Origin of the sequence: Pseudoclavibacter sp. AY1F1, assembly GCF_002931075.1 — a bacterium.
In the GTDB taxonomy this organism is placed as follows: domain Bacteria; phylum Actinomycetota; class Actinomycetes; order Actinomycetales; family Microbacteriaceae; genus Pseudoclavibacter.
The window spans coordinates 1-14,558 of sequence record NZ_PSTQ01000008.1 but is presented as its reverse complement, the minus strand read 5'-3'; the positions used below and the strand labels follow the sequence as shown (position 1 = coordinate 14,558).

The window sequence follows — 14,558 nt, the reverse complement described above, 5'->3', positions numbered from 1 at the left end:
TCAGAGGCGAGGCGTGCGCGGGGGCTCCGTGCGGCGTTCGCCGGTCGCCTCGAAGGCTGCCGCCATCCGCAGAAGCGACGTGTCGTCGTAGGCCCGGCCAGCGAAGGTCAGGCCGACAGGCATCCCGATGTCGGAGGTCGTGCCCATCGGCACGGTCACGGTCGGGATGCCGAGGTGCCGGATAGCGAGGTTGCCGTTCGCGACCCACACTCCATTGCGCCAGCCGAGGTCGGCGGAGGACTCGTTGACGTCCATATCGGCCGGCCCGACATCTGCGACGGCCGGGAAGGCGACGGCGTCGATGCGCTCGGAGACGAGCCAGTCCTCGAGGTCGAGGCGTCGTGTCTCCTCGAGCCCGCGCACGCCGTCGGCGAGCTCCGGGATGTCCGTGAACGACGCGACAGGATGCTCGCGGACGTGGTCCGGGTACGTCGCGATGTCGTCGTCGAAGCCCGTGTAACGGTCGGGGAGGGCACCGTCCGGGTGCGGGAAGATGCGTGTGCCGTCGACCTGCGTGAGCGAGTTCAACTGCGGGTCGCCGTTCGCGGCGAGGAAATCGTCCCAGCCCCACGCCGACAGGTCGACGATCTCTCGCTGCAGGTACTCGGGTGTGACGAGGCCCCGCGTGAAGATGTTCGGGGCTCCTGGCCGATCGCCCTCGTAGTTCGAGACGACGGGGAAGTCGACCTCCACGACCGTGGCACCGGCGGCTTCCAGGTCGGCACGGGCCGACTCCCACAGCTCGATGATGGATCGACGCGTGTCGATCCTCTGGCCGGTAGGGCCCCCGATCCCGGGCTTCTCCGCCGTCCCGGCTTCCGGGTCGGCGTTAATGTACATGCGAGGCACGCCGATGCGGGTGCCGGCGAGCGTCGCCCGCGCATCCGCCTGGTTGGACGGCAACATGGCCACATACGAGGCCGGCCGTACCTCGGAGGAGCGGGGGATGCGCACCCAGGGCTGCGCGCGCCAGAAGTCGCCTCGCGTCTCGGCATCGTCGGCGACGACGACGTCGAGCACCTCGAGCAGGTCGGCCATCGACCTCGAGTGGGGCACGACGACGTCCATGGTCGGCACGAGTGGCCAGTTGCCGCGCACGGAGATGACGCCTCGCGAGGGCGTGTAGGCGCACAGCGCGTTGTTCGAGGCGGGCGCGCGGCCGCTCGACCACGTCTCCTCGCCGAGACCGAACGCCGCGAAGCTCGCGGCCGTCGCGGTGCCGGAGCCGTTCGAGGAGCCGGACCCGAATGCGCTTGTGAGGAACGCCGCGTTGTACGGGCTCTCGGCTCGGCCGTACTCGCCGCGCTGCATGCCGCCGTTGGCCATGGGCGGCATGTTCGTGAGGCCGAGGCAGATCGCGCCGCCGGCGCGGAGGCGCTCGATCGTGAAGGCGTCGCGCTGGGCGACGAGGTCCGCGAACGCGGGGCTCCCGGATGCGGCGGTCAGGCCCTCGACGAGGTAGCTGTCCTTCGCCGTGTACGGAATCCCGTCGAGCGGCCCGAGCGGGCTGCCGTTGGCGCGTCGCTCGTCAGAGGCGTGCGCCTCCTCGAGCGCGGAGGGGTTCGCGACGACCACCGAGTTGAGCTTGGGCCCCGCGGCGTCGAAGGCCGCGATGCGCGCCTGGTACGCCTCGACGAGACCCGCGCTCGTGACCCCGCCGTTCTCGAGCGCCTCACGCAGCTGGGCGATGCTCGCTTCCACGACGTCGAAGGTCATGGCCGGCCTCCGTCTGCAGTCGAGGGGCTGAGGCTTGGCTGCTGCTGCGTGATGCAGTGGATGCCGCCGCCACGCGCGAACAGCTCGCGGGCGTCGACTGAGACGACCGTGCGCCCCGGGTAGACGGACTCGAGCACCTCGCGCGCCCGCGCATCCGCCGCCTCGTCGTCGAAGCCGCACGCGACGACGCCGTCGTTCGTGACGAGATGGTTGACGTAGCTCCAGTCGACGAACCCCTCCTCGTCGCGCAGCGTGCTCGGCGCAGGGATGCCGACGACCTCGAGCTTCCGGCCAGCCGCGTCCCGCTGGCCGGAGAGGTGCTCGCGCAGTTCGGCGACAACCGCGTGGTCTGGATGCTCCGGGTCGAGCTGCTCGTGCAGCAGCAGGGTGCCGGGAGCGGTGAGTGTGGCGACGATGTCGACGTGCCCGTTCGTGCCGAACTCGTCATAGTCGCGGGTGAGTCCGCGCGGCAGCCAGATCGTGCGCGTGGTGCCGAGCGTCCGTGCGAACTCGGCCTCGACTCGCGTCTTGTCTGCGAGCGGGTTCCTGCGTGGATCGAGCTGCACCGTTTCAGTCGCGAGGACAGTTCCCTCGCCGTCGACATGGATGCCGCCGCCCTCGTTCACGAGGAGCGAGCTCACGAGCTCGGCGCCGCTGGCCTCCGCGACGAAGCGACCAATGCCCGCCGACTTCTGCCACTCCGCCCAGGCCGGGGCGCCCCAGCCGTTGAAGATCCAGTCGACGGCGCCGAGCACGCCGGGCCGGTTGTCGTCGGTGACGAACGTGGGGCCGATGTCGCGCATCCAGAACTCGTCGAGTGGGGCCTCGAGAATCTCGATCTCCTCGCCGAGCATGCGTCGGGCGCGGGCGAGCTCGCTCGGGTCGACGACCATGGTGACGGGCTCGAAGCGCGCGACGGCGTGGGCGACGGCTGTCCAGGCGGCGTAGCCTGCTTCGCGCTGCGCGGCGGTGTCGCCGAGCGTGATCCCTTCGCGGGGGAAGGCCATCCAGGTGCGATCGTGCGGCGCCGTCTCGGCGGGCATCTTCCAAGCCATGTCCGGGTCCTCCAGGTCGATACAGCCTCTGTTGATCAAGTGATCAACAAGTGCTCGAAGAGTACGTAGACTCGAGACATCGTGTCAAGAGCCATCAGGAAGCCAGCAGCCGAGCGTCGCGCCGACATCACCGCGGCCGCAATCGCACTCGCCCTCGAAGAAGGGCTCGCAGGTGTCACCCTGCGCGCCGTCGCGACGCGCATCGGCGTCGCGCCAGCCCTCGTCGCCCACTACGAACCCAACATGGACGAGCTCGTCACCTCCACATTCAGGGCAATCGTGGGCGGCGAGCTCGATGACCTCGAGGTGCAGCTCTCGCCTGTCGCGTCCGCCGCCGAGAAGCTCGACCTGCTCGTCAGCACCCTCCTCGACGGCAGTCGCGACGCCGTGACCCTCGCGTGGGTCGACGGGTGGTCGCTCGGACGCCGCAACGACACGCTCGCCGAGGGGGTGCGGGCCGAGATGGACCGATGGCACGCAGCCATCACGCGCATCATCGTCGACGGCAGTTCGGCCGGAGAATTCAGCGTCCGCGACGGGGTGGCGGATGCCGTCGCGTGGCAGATCCTCGGCATGATCGACGGCCTCAACGCCCACGCACTCGTGCGCTGGGGGAGAGACGCGAATCGCCCGGACCTGCTTCGATCAGTCCTTGATGCGATACTCAGAGTTGAAACTGCCCAAAAATCTACAGAAACGACTAGTCTAAAGCGTGACTTCTAGCAATTCTTCCGTTCAGACCGAGGCCGAGGCTCCCTCCGAAGAGGCCCAGGCCGCGCCTACATTCGCCGATCTCGGTCTTGACGGGCCCGTACTCAAGGTCCTCAGCGACGTCGGGTACGAGACGCCGTCCGCCATCCAGGCCGCGACGATCCCCACCCTCCTCGAAGGCCGCGACGTCGTCGGCCTCGCCCAGACGGGAACCGGCAAGACCGCCGCGTTCGCGCTGCCCATCCTCGCCCAGCTCGACGTCGACCAGAAGACGCCTCAGGCGCTTGTGCTCGCCCCGACCCGCGAACTCGCACTCCAGGTGTGTGAGGCGTTCGAGAAGTACGCGGCGCGCATGCGCGGCGTGCACGTTCTCCCCATCTACGGCGGCCAGGGCTACGGCGTCCAGCTCTCCGCGCTCCGCCGCGGCGTGCACATCGTCGTCGGAACCCCCGGTCGCATCATGGACCACCTCTCGAAGGGCACGCTCGACCTGAGCGAGCTCAAGTTCCTCGTGCTCGACGAGGCCGACGAGATGCTCAAGATGGGCTTCGCGGAGGACGTCGAGACGATCCTCGCCGACACTCCTGATACGAAGCAGGTCGCGCTGTTCTCCGCGACCATGCCATCCCAGATCCGCCGCATCTCCAAGAAGTACCTCAACGATCCCGCCGAGATCACGGTCAAGACCAAGACCACGACCTCGTCGACGATCACCCAGCGGTACCTCATCGTGAGCTACGCGCAGAAGGTCGACGCGCTCACGCGCATCCTCGAGGTCGAGAACTTCGAGGGAATGATCATCTTCGTTCGCACGAAGAACGAGACAGAAGGCCTCGCTGAGAAGCTCCGAGCCCGCGGGTACTCCGCTGCAGCCATCAACGGCGACGTGGCGCAAGTGCAGCGCGAGCGCACCGTCAACCAGCTGAAGTCGGGCAAGCTCGACATCCTCGTCGCCACCGATGTCGCCGCGCGCGGCCTCGACGTCGAGCGCATCAGCCACGTCGTGAACTTCGACATCCCCACCGACACCGAGTCGTACGTGCACCGCATCGGCCGCACGGGGCGCGCGGGTCGCACGGGCGACGCCATCAGCTTCATCACCCCGCGTGAGCGCTACCTGCTCGGCCAGATCGAAAAGGCCACCAAGCAGGAGCTCACGCAGATGCAGCTCCCCAGCGTCGACGACGTCAACACGACGCGCCTCACGCGCTTCGACGACGCCATCAGCGAGGCGCTCACGCAGACCGACCGCGTCGAGAAGTTCCGCGACATCATCGAGCACTACGTCCGTCACCACGACGTGCCGGAGTCCGATGTCGCCGCGGCACTCGCGATCGTCGCCCAGGGTGAGACGCCGTTGCTGCTCGACGCCGAAGCCGAACGCAAGGAGCGCTTCGAGCGCAACCAGCGCGAGCAGGCGGAGCGCAAGGAGCGCCGTGAGCGCGAGGGCGGCGGCGACAGTCGTGGCAGCTCGCGCGGCGGCGACCGCGGTGGTCGCGACGGCGGCGAGCGGGCACCACGCCGTTCGCGCTCGAACGGCAAGCCCATGGCCATGTACCGCCTCGCGGTGGGCAAGCGCCACAAGGTGGAGCCCCGCCAGATCGTGGGCGCGCTCGCGAACGAGGGTGGCCTCAGCCGCGACGACTTCGGCGCGATCGACATCCGCCCCGGCTTCTCGCTTGTGGAGCTGCCGGCCGATCTGTCGAACGACGTGCTCGACAAGCTCACCGGCACCCGCATCTCCGGCAAGCTCATCGAGCTGACGCCGGACCGCGGCCCGTCGCGCGACTCGGGTGACCGCCCGTACAAGAAGCGCTACGACAGCTAGCAAGTTTCCCGGGGCGAGTCTGTTGTGACTCTGTGCCCCAAGCGCACGAGAAATGCACCTTCGTTTTCGAACGAGGGTGCATTTTTCGTGGGCCTGTGGGATGCGCCGAGATGCGTTGCGGAGGCTCGCTAGAGTGGGCGTGCGCGACGACGCGCGTTCCACTCAGCCAAGGAGCATCGTGCCAGAATCCACCACGGCCTCTTCCCCTCGAGTCTTCTCCGACGATTTCGTCTGGGGCTCTGCAACCGCCTCCTACCAGATCGAGGGCGGGGCCGCGGAAGGCGGGAGGACTCCTTCGATCTGGGACACGTTCTCGCACACGCCCGGCAAGGTCGAGGGCGGCGACACGGGCGATGTGGCCATCGACCACTACCACCGGTGGCGTGAAGACATCGAGACCATCCGCGAGATGGGGCTGGATGCGTACCGATTCTCGATTTCCTGGTCGCGAGTGCAGCCGGGCGGCTCAGGCGAGTTCAACGAGGAGGGCATCCGCTTCTACTCCGAACTCCTCGACGCGCTCGTCGCGGCTGGAGTGAAGCCCGTCGCCACTCTCTACCACTGGGATCTGCCCCAGGAGCTCGAAGACGAGGGAGGCTGGGCGAACCGCAACACCTCGTACGCGTTCGCGGAGTACGCGGCACGGATGGCGGCGGAGTTCGGCGATCGTGTGCACACGTGGTCAACGCTCAACGAGCCGTTCTGCACGGCCTACCTCGGTTACGCGTCCGGCGTGCACGCCCCCGGCCGCACCGAGCCAGCGGCGGCTCTCGCCGCCTGCCACCACCTGAACCTCGCGCACGGACTCGCGACGCGCGCCATCCGCGAAGCTGTCGGAGAAGACGCCGTCGTCTCCGTCACCCTGAACTTCCACGTCATCCGGCCGGACGACCCGGCGTCGGCAGCCGACCACGACGCGGTGCGCCAGATCGACGCGCTCGCCAACCGGGTCTTCCTCGGGCCGATGCTCTCCGGACACTACGACGAAGACCTCATCCACGACACGAGGGATGTGACGGACTGGTGGTTTGTGCTGCCGGGTGACACGCAGCTCATCCACCAGCGCATCGACGTGCTCGGGGTGAACTACTACACGACGTTCCGCGTCAAGAAGTATCTCGGCACGGGTGAGCGTTCACGCAACGACGGGCACGGCGAGTCCGCGGCGAGCCCCTGGGTCGGCGTGACCGACATCGACTTCGTCGACCAGGGTGCGCCGTATACGTCGATGGGCTGGAGCATCTTCCCCGACGGCCTCACCGAGCTGCTGGTGTCGCTCAGCGAGCGGTATCCGGGGCAGGCGCTCATGGTCACCGAAAACGGCGCCGCGTTCCCCGATGTCGTCGGCGAGGACGGCCTCGTGCACGACCCGGAGCGCGTCGCCTACTACCGCGACCACATCGCGGCCATCGCAGACGCCATCGACGCCGGGGCCGACGTGCGTGGCTACTTCGCCTGGTCTCTCTTCGACAACTTCGAGTGGGCGTTCGGCTACAACATGCGCTTCGGCATCCTGCGCGTTGACTACGAAACGCTCGAGCGCACCTGGAAGGACTCGGGCCGCTGGTACCAGCAGCTCATCGCGACGCGCACACTGCCAGCGGTCGGTGCATGAGCGTCGTCGAACTCGTCATCTTCGACTGTGACGGAGTGCTCGTCGACAGTGAGGTGCTCGCCGTGCGCATCGAGCGGCAGATGCTCGCGGAGCTCGGCTGGGACCTCACGCAGGACGAGCACGTGTCTCGCTTCCTCGGCACGTCGCAGGCGACCTTCGAGAAGAAGCTGCAGGAAGGGCTCGGGCGTCCCGTGCCAGAGGGGTGGTTCGACCTTCAGCGTGAGACGCTCTTCCGGGCGTTCGACACGGAGCTGACGGCGGTCGAGGGCCTCCCGGAGGCGCTCGCAGTTATTCAGGATGAGCTCGGCCTCGCGAGCTGCGTCGCGTCGAGCGGCGACCACACGAAGCTCAGCAAGACGCTTGGTCACACGGGTCTCTACCCGCGCTTCGAGGGGCGCATCTTCAGCGCGACAGAAGTCCAGCACGGGAAGCCGGCACCCGATCTGTTCCTACACGCCGCCGAGCGTCTGGGCGTCGACCCCGAGATGTGCGTCGTCGTCGAAGACAGCAAGTACGGCGTGCAGGCCGCGGTTGCTGCGGGGATGCACGCCTACGGCTTCGCCGGGGGGCTCACGCCGCGCGCCTGGCTCGAGGATGCGGGGGCGGAGACGTTCGAGCGCATGGCTGAGCTTCCCGAGCGCATCCGCGCTCGTCAGGGAGCGGTGTGACCGGCGCCTCCAAGATCGACTTCAAGAAGGAGCTCGACTGCTACCAGGCGAAGAGCGGCGAATTCCGCGTGGTCGAGGTGCCACCGCTCCAGTACCTCATGGTCGACGGGTACGGCGACCCGAATACGTCGACGGAGTTCACGAACGCCGTCGAGGCGCTCTACCCGGTGGCGTACTTGTTGAAGTTCGCGAGCAAGCAGGAACTCGGTCGCGACTACACGGTCATGCCGCTCGAGGGGCTCTGGTGGTCGGACGACATGGCGACGTTCACGGATGCCCGCGACAAGTCGCGGTGGAACTGGACGCTCCTGCTCATGACGCCCGACTGGATCGACGAGCATCGATTCAACGAGGCCGTCGCAAGGGTGGCGGCGAAGAAGTCGCCAAGCTGGCTCGATCGGGTGCGCTTCGAGCCGCTCGAGGAAGGGCTGGTTGTGCAGACCATGCACCGCGGCTCGTACGACGATGAGGGGCCCACCCTGGCTCGCCTGCACGACGAGTTCATCCCGGCACAGGGGTTGCACATGACGGGTCGGCACCACGAGATCTACTTCAGTGATTCCCGCAAGGTTGCACCCGAAAAGATGCGAACGATGCTTCGCCAACCAGTTGGTCGGGATTCGGTGCTCGTTTCGGGTTAGCATCCTCGGATGGAATCCATCGCTCCGCTGCTCGTTGTCGGCGTCCTCCTCGTCGTCGGCGGGACCTGGCTCGCAACCAAGATCGGCGTCGCCGCGCCCATCCTCCTGGTCATCCTCGGCGTCGTCTTGAGCTACGTCCCGGGGCTCCCCGAGATCGAGATCGAGCCGGAACTGATCTTGGCCGTCGTCCTGCCACCCATCCTGTACGCCGCAGCGGTGAACGTCCCAGTCACCGACTTCAGGCGCAACTTGCGCGCCATAACCGGCCTCTCGGTCGTGCTTGTCGTGATCTCCGCGGTGCTCGTCGGGTTCCTGCTGACGTGGCTGCTCCCCGGGCTGCCCCTCGCGGCGGCGATCGCCCTCGGGGCCGTCGTGAGCCCGCCAGACGCCGTCGCCGCCACGTCGATCGGGAAGCGCCTCGGGCTGCCGTCCAAGCTCGTCACGGTGCTCGAGGGGGAGGGGCTCGTCAACGACGCGACAGCCCTCGTCCTGCTGCGCTCCGCAGTGGCCGCCATCGCCGGATCGTTCAGCTTCGTGGAGATCGTCGGCGACTTCGCCTTCGCCGTCTTCGCCGCGATCATCATCGGCGTCGCGGTTGGCCTCGCGACCGTCTGGGCGCGCTCGCGCATCAACCAGCCAACCCTCACGACCGCCATCTCGTTTGTCGTGCCGTTCCTGGCGTTCCTGCCCGCAGAGTCGATCCACGCATCCGGGGTGCTCGCGGTCGTCGTCGCCGGTCTCGTGACGGGGTACAAGTCCGCCCGACACCTCAGCGCGCAGGACCGCATCAGTGAGCGCATGAACTGGCGCACCATCCAGCTGCTGCTCGAGAACGGCGTCTTCCTCGTCATGGGACTGCAGATCTCGGGGATCATCGAGAACGTTGAGAAAGCAGGCCTCGACGTGTGGGCCGGTGTCGGCATCGGCCTGCTCGTCGTCGTCGCCCTCACCGTGCTGCGCGCACTCTTCATCGTGCCGCTTGTCATCTCCCTGCGGCTCGAGCAGCGCCGCGCCGTCGGTCTCCTCGACAAGGCAGACGACTTCCTCGCCAACATCGACTCGCCGGAGATGGTGGCGCGGGCGAGCGAGAAACGACGAAGCGGCATCCAGCGCCGCATCGAGAACCAACGTTCCGACTGGGAGACGCTGGCGCGAGAGGGTCTCGGCTGGCGAGGCGGAGCCGTGCTGGCCTGGTCGGGGATGCGCGGGGTCGTCACGCTCGCGGCCGCGCAGTCGCTGCCACTTGACGTGCCCTTCCGCGCAGAACTCATCCTCATCGCCTTCACCGTCGCGATCGTCTCGCTGCTCGGCATGGGCGGGACCCTGCCGTGGGTCATCCGCGTCCTGCGCGTGCCAGGGCCCGATGAGGTAGCCCGCCTGCGCGAGGTCGCCGCGATTACCGATGTCATCGTCTCGGCCGGCGAAGATGCGCTGCGGAACCCAGAGCTCGTGAGTGCCGACGGTGAGAAGTTCGACCCCCAGTTCGTCGACTACACGCTCGCGCGACGCCGCGAACTCGCCAACTCCTTCGTCGGGAACCTCGCGGCCGAGCCCGGCTCCGAATTCGCTCAGCGCAGCGAGCTCTACCGTCTCATGCTGGAAGCCGAGCAGGGTGCGATGCTCCTGGCTCGTGCATCCGGTCAGTACACGTCAGAGACCCTCGAGTACGCGCAGATGGTCATCGACACCGACATGGCGCGCATGGCGCAGCAGGGGCGCATCGCCTGACCGACCGGGACGCCAAGAGGCGGGCTGCTCCAGGAGCAGCCCGCCTCTTTCACTGCAGCGTGGGAACTACGCGGTGAGCGAGTCCACGTACTCCTGGTTCTCGGAGATCCACTGCTCGACGATGGGGCCGTAGTCGTCGGTGTCGTTCTCGTTGAACATGAGGTTCTCGAGCGAGTAGAGCTGCTCGGAGTCCATCTTGAAGTTCTTCAGCCAACCCGCGAACGTCGGGTGGGTCTCCTCGAAGTCGAGCTTGCCGTACGAGTGGATGCCCTCGGCATCACCCAGCAGGCCCTTGGGGTCCTCAAGGTCGCGGACGGGGAACGCGTCGTAGGCCCAGTGCGGGCGCCACAGCGTCACGACGATGTTCTCGCCGTTGTTCGTCGCCGTCTGCAGCTCGGTGAGCATCGCGGCGGTGGACGAGGTCTGGTAGTTCAGTCCCTCGAGGCCGTAGCCGGGGATGACGTCGTCCTGCGTGATGCGCGTGAGGCCAGCACCCGGCTCGATGCCGATGATCGTGTTGCCGAACTGGTCGGCGGCACCAGCGAGCTCATCGAGCGACGTGATGGGGGAGTCCTCGTTGACGGCGATGGTCAGCGAAGCCTCGTCGTTCCAGGCGCCGAGATCCACCATGTTGTCGCCGTACTCCTCGACGAAGTCGGAGTGCGTGATCGGCAGCCACGTGTCGAGCGTCACGTCGTAGTCGCCCGTCGAGAGGCCGGAGAAGACGGGAGCTGGGTCCGCATACTCGAGCTCCACGTCGTAGCCCTGCTCCGTGAGGATCGCCTTCCACAGCTCGGACGCGGCGATGCCCTCGTCCCAACCGTTGAACACGGCGATCGTGACGTCGGCCTGGTCGCCGTTCTCGAGCGTCTCCGCGGCGGTGTCGCCTGCGCATCCGGTGAGGGCGAGTGCGGCAGCGGAAGCCGCCGCGATCCCGGTGATGATTCGTTTCTTGGTACGCATGTGCGTCCTTTCGTTTCTGGTGTGTGGGAGTTGAAATCTGAGGATCAGGCGGAGCCGGCTGCTACCGGAGCCCGAGTGGGCGTCGATGTCGTGTCGACCCGCTCGACATCGCCGACCGCTTCACGCTGCTGGGTGCGCTTCGAGCGGAGGAACGAGGGAACCCGCCGCTTCTGACCGGCGAAGGCGGCCGTCACGCGGTCGAGGAACATTGCGAGGATGACCACTGAGATGCCCGCTTCGAAGCCGAGCGCCACGTCGATTCGGTTGAGGCTCTGCACCACGGCGGCGCCAAGTCCGCCAGCACCGACCATGCCGGCGATGACCACCATCGAGAGCGCGAGCATGATGACCTGGTTGACGCCGGCCATGATCGACGGCATCGCGAGGGGAAGCTGGATCTGGCGGAGGATGCGGCCAGGGGTCGCGCCGAACGCACGGCCGGCCTCGACCACTTCTTTATCCACGCCGCGGATGCCGAGCTCCGTCATGCGCACGCCTGGCGCCATGGCGAAGATGATCGTCGCCACGATGCCTGGCACGACGCCGACGCGGAAGAGGATGAGTGCCGGAATCAGGTACACAAATGCTGGCATGGTCTGCATGAAGTCGAGCACCGGCTTGATCGCGCTCGAGGCGGCGTCCGACTTCGCGGCCCAGATGCCGAGCGGGATGCTGAAGAGGATCGCCAAGAGGCTCGCGACGAGCACAAGCGCGAGCGTCGCCATGGCGTTCTCCCACTGGTTGACGCCCACGATGATCAGGAAGCCGATGAGGCTGCCGACGGCGAGCTTCCAGCCCTTCGCGAAGAACGCGATCGCGACGACGACGACGAGGATCGCCCAGAACGGCGGAGTCTCGAGCACCCAGTAGACGCCCTCGTACATGCCCTGGAAGATCGTGCGGATGATCGCGAACAGGCCGGAGAGCGCGGTGGTCAGCCAATCGACGACGGCCTCAGCGCCCTCACCGAGGGGCAAGCGGAACGTGGCTGGCAGGGTCGTGAGTGCGGTGGCCGCGATCATGCGTGGCTCCCTTCGAGAGTCTCTGCGATGTCCGCCGGGCTGACGCTCGTGACGGGGTCGATGATCGGGAGCAGGCCCGTTGTGCTCGGCACGTTCGCGAGCGACGCGAGGATCGTGACGCGCGGCACGACGCCGAGGAGGCGCTGGTTCTCGTCGACAACCGCGATCGGCAGCGTCGAGTCGACCGACAGCTCGAACAGGTCGGAGAGGGGTGTCTCCGGGGAGACCATGGCGATGTCTCGCTTGATGGCGCTCGCGAGGTCGGGCTGGCCGTCCTTCACGAGGCGCATGACGTGGCGGTCGATGACAGCGCCTTCGAGCCTGCGGCCGGTCGAGGTGATGAACGCTCCGCCTGTCTGCGTGTCACGCATGACACGAAGCGCGCCGCGGGGTCCCGCGCTCTGTGGGACAACTGCGCGGGCGGGTTCCATGACGCTGCCGGCCGTGAGCACACGCGCACGGTCGACATCCTGCACGAACTGGGCGACGTAGTCGTTTGCCGGGTCGGTGAGGATCTCCTCCGGTGTCCCGATCTGCACGATGGCGCCGTCGCGCATCACGGCGATCCTGTCACCGAGGAACATGGCCTCGTTCAGGTCGTGCGTGATGAAGATGATGGTCTTGCCGAGCTCAGCCTGCAGCTCGACAAGCTCTTCCTGCATTTCGCGCCGGATGAGCGGGTCGAGCGCGCTGAACGCTTCGTCCATCAGCAGGATGTCGGTCTCGGCCGTGAGTGCGCGGGCGATGCCCACACGCTGCTGCATGCCACCGGACAGCTCGGAGGGGAGCGAGTCTGCCCACTGGCCGAGGCTCACACGGTCGAGGACCTTGCGGGCACGCTCCAGGCGCTCGGCGCGGGGGACACCCTGCACCTCGAGGCCGAAGGCAGCGTTCTCGAGCACCGTGCGGTGCGGGAAGAGCGCGAAGTGCTGGAACACCATGGAGACGTGGTTCTGGCGCACACTGCGAACCTCCGCGGCGTCGGCCGTCGCGAGGTCGGTTCCGTGGATGACGATGCTGCCGGCCGTGGGCTCGAGCAGACCGTTGAGGGTGCGGATGAGGGTGGACTTGCCGGAGCCGGACAGGCCCATGACAACGAAGATCTCGCCCTGCTTGACATCGAACGTGGCGTCGATGACTGCCGCGGTGACTCCAGCGCCAAGTTCAGATCTCGGCGTTCCGGAGCTCAGACGCTTCGCGGCTTCCTTGGGCTTGCGCCCGAAGACCTTGGTGAGGCCTTTCACAGACACTGCTGTGTCGTTCACGCGTTCTCCCTGCGGTAGATGGATCGGACGCGAAAGATCGCAGCGAATCGCGACGCAGCCTCCGAGGAGAGGCGGTCGCGGAGGCGGCGGAGTTCCGGGCGAAAACCGCGCCAGAATTGCAATTGGGCGCAGGTAGTCGCCCCGGGGCGCGCGCTGCCGATCGAGATTGCCTCACTGAGGCAGCGGATCAAGCGCTCCGGGATGGTCTTTCGCGGGGAATCGCGGCGCCGAACCGGTGTGGCGGCGATTGCTCCGAGAGTCAACGCTAGCAAGGGGGATTCCCCGGGGAACGCCTGAGAGGCTTGATTTTCCGCCAAAGTCGGCGCATTTGTCGGGTCGCGACCCAGCGTCTCGCCTACGCTCGTGCGGATCGTGGCGCATACCGCGATAGTTACCGGAGCGTTATATCGGTGGCGAGATTTCGGCCGCCAACTTGGCCTCAACGGTGAAATGGGCCGTCCAACTTGGCCTGCGAAGATAGGCGAATGAGCGAACGAGCGCAGAACCCGCCCGTCACCGACACCCCGCGACGTGCATCCCAGGGGGTCAAGCTTCTGCACCTTCTCGCGGCGCTCCTTGTTGTCTGCAGCGCCACCGTGCTCTTCGCCTTCGAGAACAACCTCGGCTATCTGCCGCTCGCCGCCGGAATCGCCCTCGGGTTCGCCGCAGATCGGGGCCTCGGCCGCGACCTCCTGCTCATCGGAATCGGCATGGGCATCATCAGCCTGCACTCGATGAAGGCCGACATCTCCTGGGGCAACATCTTCGTGATGGGCGCGGTGCTCTCGCTCGCCGTCGCCGTCCCGTACGCCATCTCGAGGTGGGTGTACAAGGACCACGCTGTGCGCTTCCCCCTACGCCGCGGAACCCCGTGGTCGCGGCTCGAGAAGCTCTGGCTCGGCCTGGTCCTCGTCCTCGGATGGATCATCCTGCCGTTCTACTTCATCACGTCAGGCGTCTACCAGAACTGGCCAGCCGTCTCCACGGCGTCCGAGATCGGGCGCCTCTTCGTGGGGGTCGGGTTCGTCGGCATCTGGGACGAGCTGCTCTTCATCTGCACGGTCTTCACGCTCCTCCTCCGGCACTTCCCATTCTGGGTCGCCAACGCGCTGCAATCGATCGTCTTCGTGTCGTTCCTCTGGGAACTCGGCTACCAGTCGTGGGGACCGCTTCTGACGCTGCCGTTCGCCCTCATCCAGGGCTGGATCTTCACGAAGACGAAGTCGCTGACGTACGTCATCTGCGTGCACCTGCTCTTCGATCTCGTCGTGTTCCTCGTCATCGTCCACGCCCACCACCCCGCCTGGCTGCCGATCTTCCTCTACTAGCCCCGCCCCGCGTCCCTC

Annotated in this window: 12 protein-coding genes; 7 read left to right on the top strand and 5 right to left on the bottom strand. The window is 67.1% G+C overall.

Annotated features, from left to right (window positions below):
- Both C5B85_RS12535 and C5B85_RS12530 read right to left on the bottom strand, forming a co-directional pair.
- On the bottom strand, window positions 1-1,716 hold the full coding sequence (locus tag C5B85_RS12535; RefSeq protein WP_104286356.1) for an amidase: 1,716 nt from the start codon (window positions 1,714-1,716) through the stop codon (window positions 1-3).
- Window positions 1,713-2,771 carry an agmatine/peptidylarginine deiminase gene (locus C5B85_RS12530; protein WP_104286355.1) on the bottom strand — a complete coding sequence of 353 codons (1,059 nt, stop codon included), beginning with the start codon at window positions 2,769-2,771 and terminating at the stop codon, window positions 1,713-1,715. The genes C5B85_RS12535 and C5B85_RS12530 overlap by 4 nt, the downstream gene beginning before the upstream one ends.
- A gap of 81 nt (window positions 2,772-2,852) precedes the next feature.
- Between C5B85_RS12530 and C5B85_RS12525 the strand changes: the two genes are divergently transcribed.
- The 6 genes from C5B85_RS12525 to C5B85_RS12500 all read left to right on the top strand — a co-directional run bounded on the left by C5B85_RS12525 (window position 2,853) and on the right by C5B85_RS12500 (window position 9,962).
- Window positions 2,853-3,494 (top strand): TetR/AcrR family transcriptional regulator, encoded by a 642-nt coding sequence (locus C5B85_RS12525; RefSeq protein WP_104286354.1) that lies wholly within the window; start codon window positions 2,853-2,855, stop codon window positions 3,492-3,494.
- Window positions 3,484-5,310: a DEAD/DEAH box helicase gene (locus C5B85_RS12520; RefSeq protein WP_104286353.1), complete on the top strand. Its 1,827-nt coding sequence runs from the start codon at window positions 3,484-3,486 to the stop codon at window positions 5,308-5,310. The genes C5B85_RS12525 and C5B85_RS12520 overlap by 11 nt, the downstream gene beginning before the upstream one ends.
- A gap of 178 nt (window positions 5,311-5,488) precedes the next feature.
- Window positions 5,489-6,925: a GH1 family beta-glucosidase gene (locus C5B85_RS12515; protein ID WP_258070769.1), complete on the top strand. Its 1,437-nt coding sequence runs from the start codon at window positions 5,489-5,491 to the stop codon at window positions 6,923-6,925.
- Window positions 6,922-7,593, top strand: coding sequence for an HAD family phosphatase (locus tag C5B85_RS12510; protein ID WP_104286351.1), 672 nt, complete (start codon window positions 6,922-6,924; stop codon window positions 7,591-7,593). Before C5B85_RS12515 ends, C5B85_RS12510 begins: the two co-directional genes overlap by 4 nt.
- Window positions 7,590-8,234 (top strand): GyrI-like domain-containing protein, encoded by a 645-nt coding sequence (locus tag C5B85_RS12505; protein WP_104286350.1) that lies wholly within the window; start codon window positions 7,590-7,592, stop codon window positions 8,232-8,234. The genes C5B85_RS12510 and C5B85_RS12505 overlap by 4 nt, the downstream gene beginning before the upstream one ends.
- Before the next feature lie 9 nt (window positions 8,235-8,243).
- A complete protein-coding gene (locus C5B85_RS12500; protein ID WP_104286349.1) occupies window positions 8,244-9,962 on the top strand; it encodes a sodium:proton antiporter in 1,719 nt (572 codons plus the stop codon).
- A gap of 66 nt (window positions 9,963-10,028) precedes the next feature.
- On the opposite strand, the gene C5B85_RS12495 is transcribed toward C5B85_RS12500, so the two are convergent.
- Genes C5B85_RS12495 through C5B85_RS12485 form a run of 3 tightly spaced genes read right to left on the bottom strand, consistent with a single transcriptional unit; the run spans window position 10,029 to window position 13,212 of the window.
- Window positions 10,029-10,925 carry a glycine betaine ABC transporter substrate-binding protein gene (locus C5B85_RS12495; protein WP_104286348.1) on the bottom strand — a complete coding sequence of 299 codons (897 nt, stop codon included), beginning with the start codon at window positions 10,923-10,925 and terminating at the stop codon, window positions 10,029-10,031.
- Between the two features lie 44 nt (window positions 10,926-10,969).
- Window positions 10,970-11,947 (bottom strand): proline/glycine betaine ABC transporter permease, encoded by a 978-nt coding sequence (locus tag C5B85_RS12490; RefSeq protein WP_104286347.1) that lies wholly within the window; start codon window positions 11,945-11,947, stop codon window positions 10,970-10,972.
- Window positions 11,944-13,212, bottom strand: coding sequence for a glycine betaine/L-proline ABC transporter ATP-binding protein (locus C5B85_RS12485; RefSeq protein WP_104286346.1), 1,269 nt, complete (start codon window positions 13,210-13,212; stop codon window positions 11,944-11,946). Before C5B85_RS12485 ends, C5B85_RS12490 begins: the two co-directional genes overlap by 4 nt.
- 485 nt (window positions 13,213-13,697) lie before the next feature.
- On the opposite strand from C5B85_RS12485, the gene C5B85_RS12480 reads away from it, so the two are divergent.
- Window positions 13,698-14,540 (top strand): CPBP family intramembrane glutamic endopeptidase, encoded by an 843-nt coding sequence (locus C5B85_RS12480; protein WP_104286345.1) that lies wholly within the window; start codon window positions 13,698-13,700, stop codon window positions 14,538-14,540.
- Window positions 14,541-14,558 lie beyond the last annotated feature (18 nt).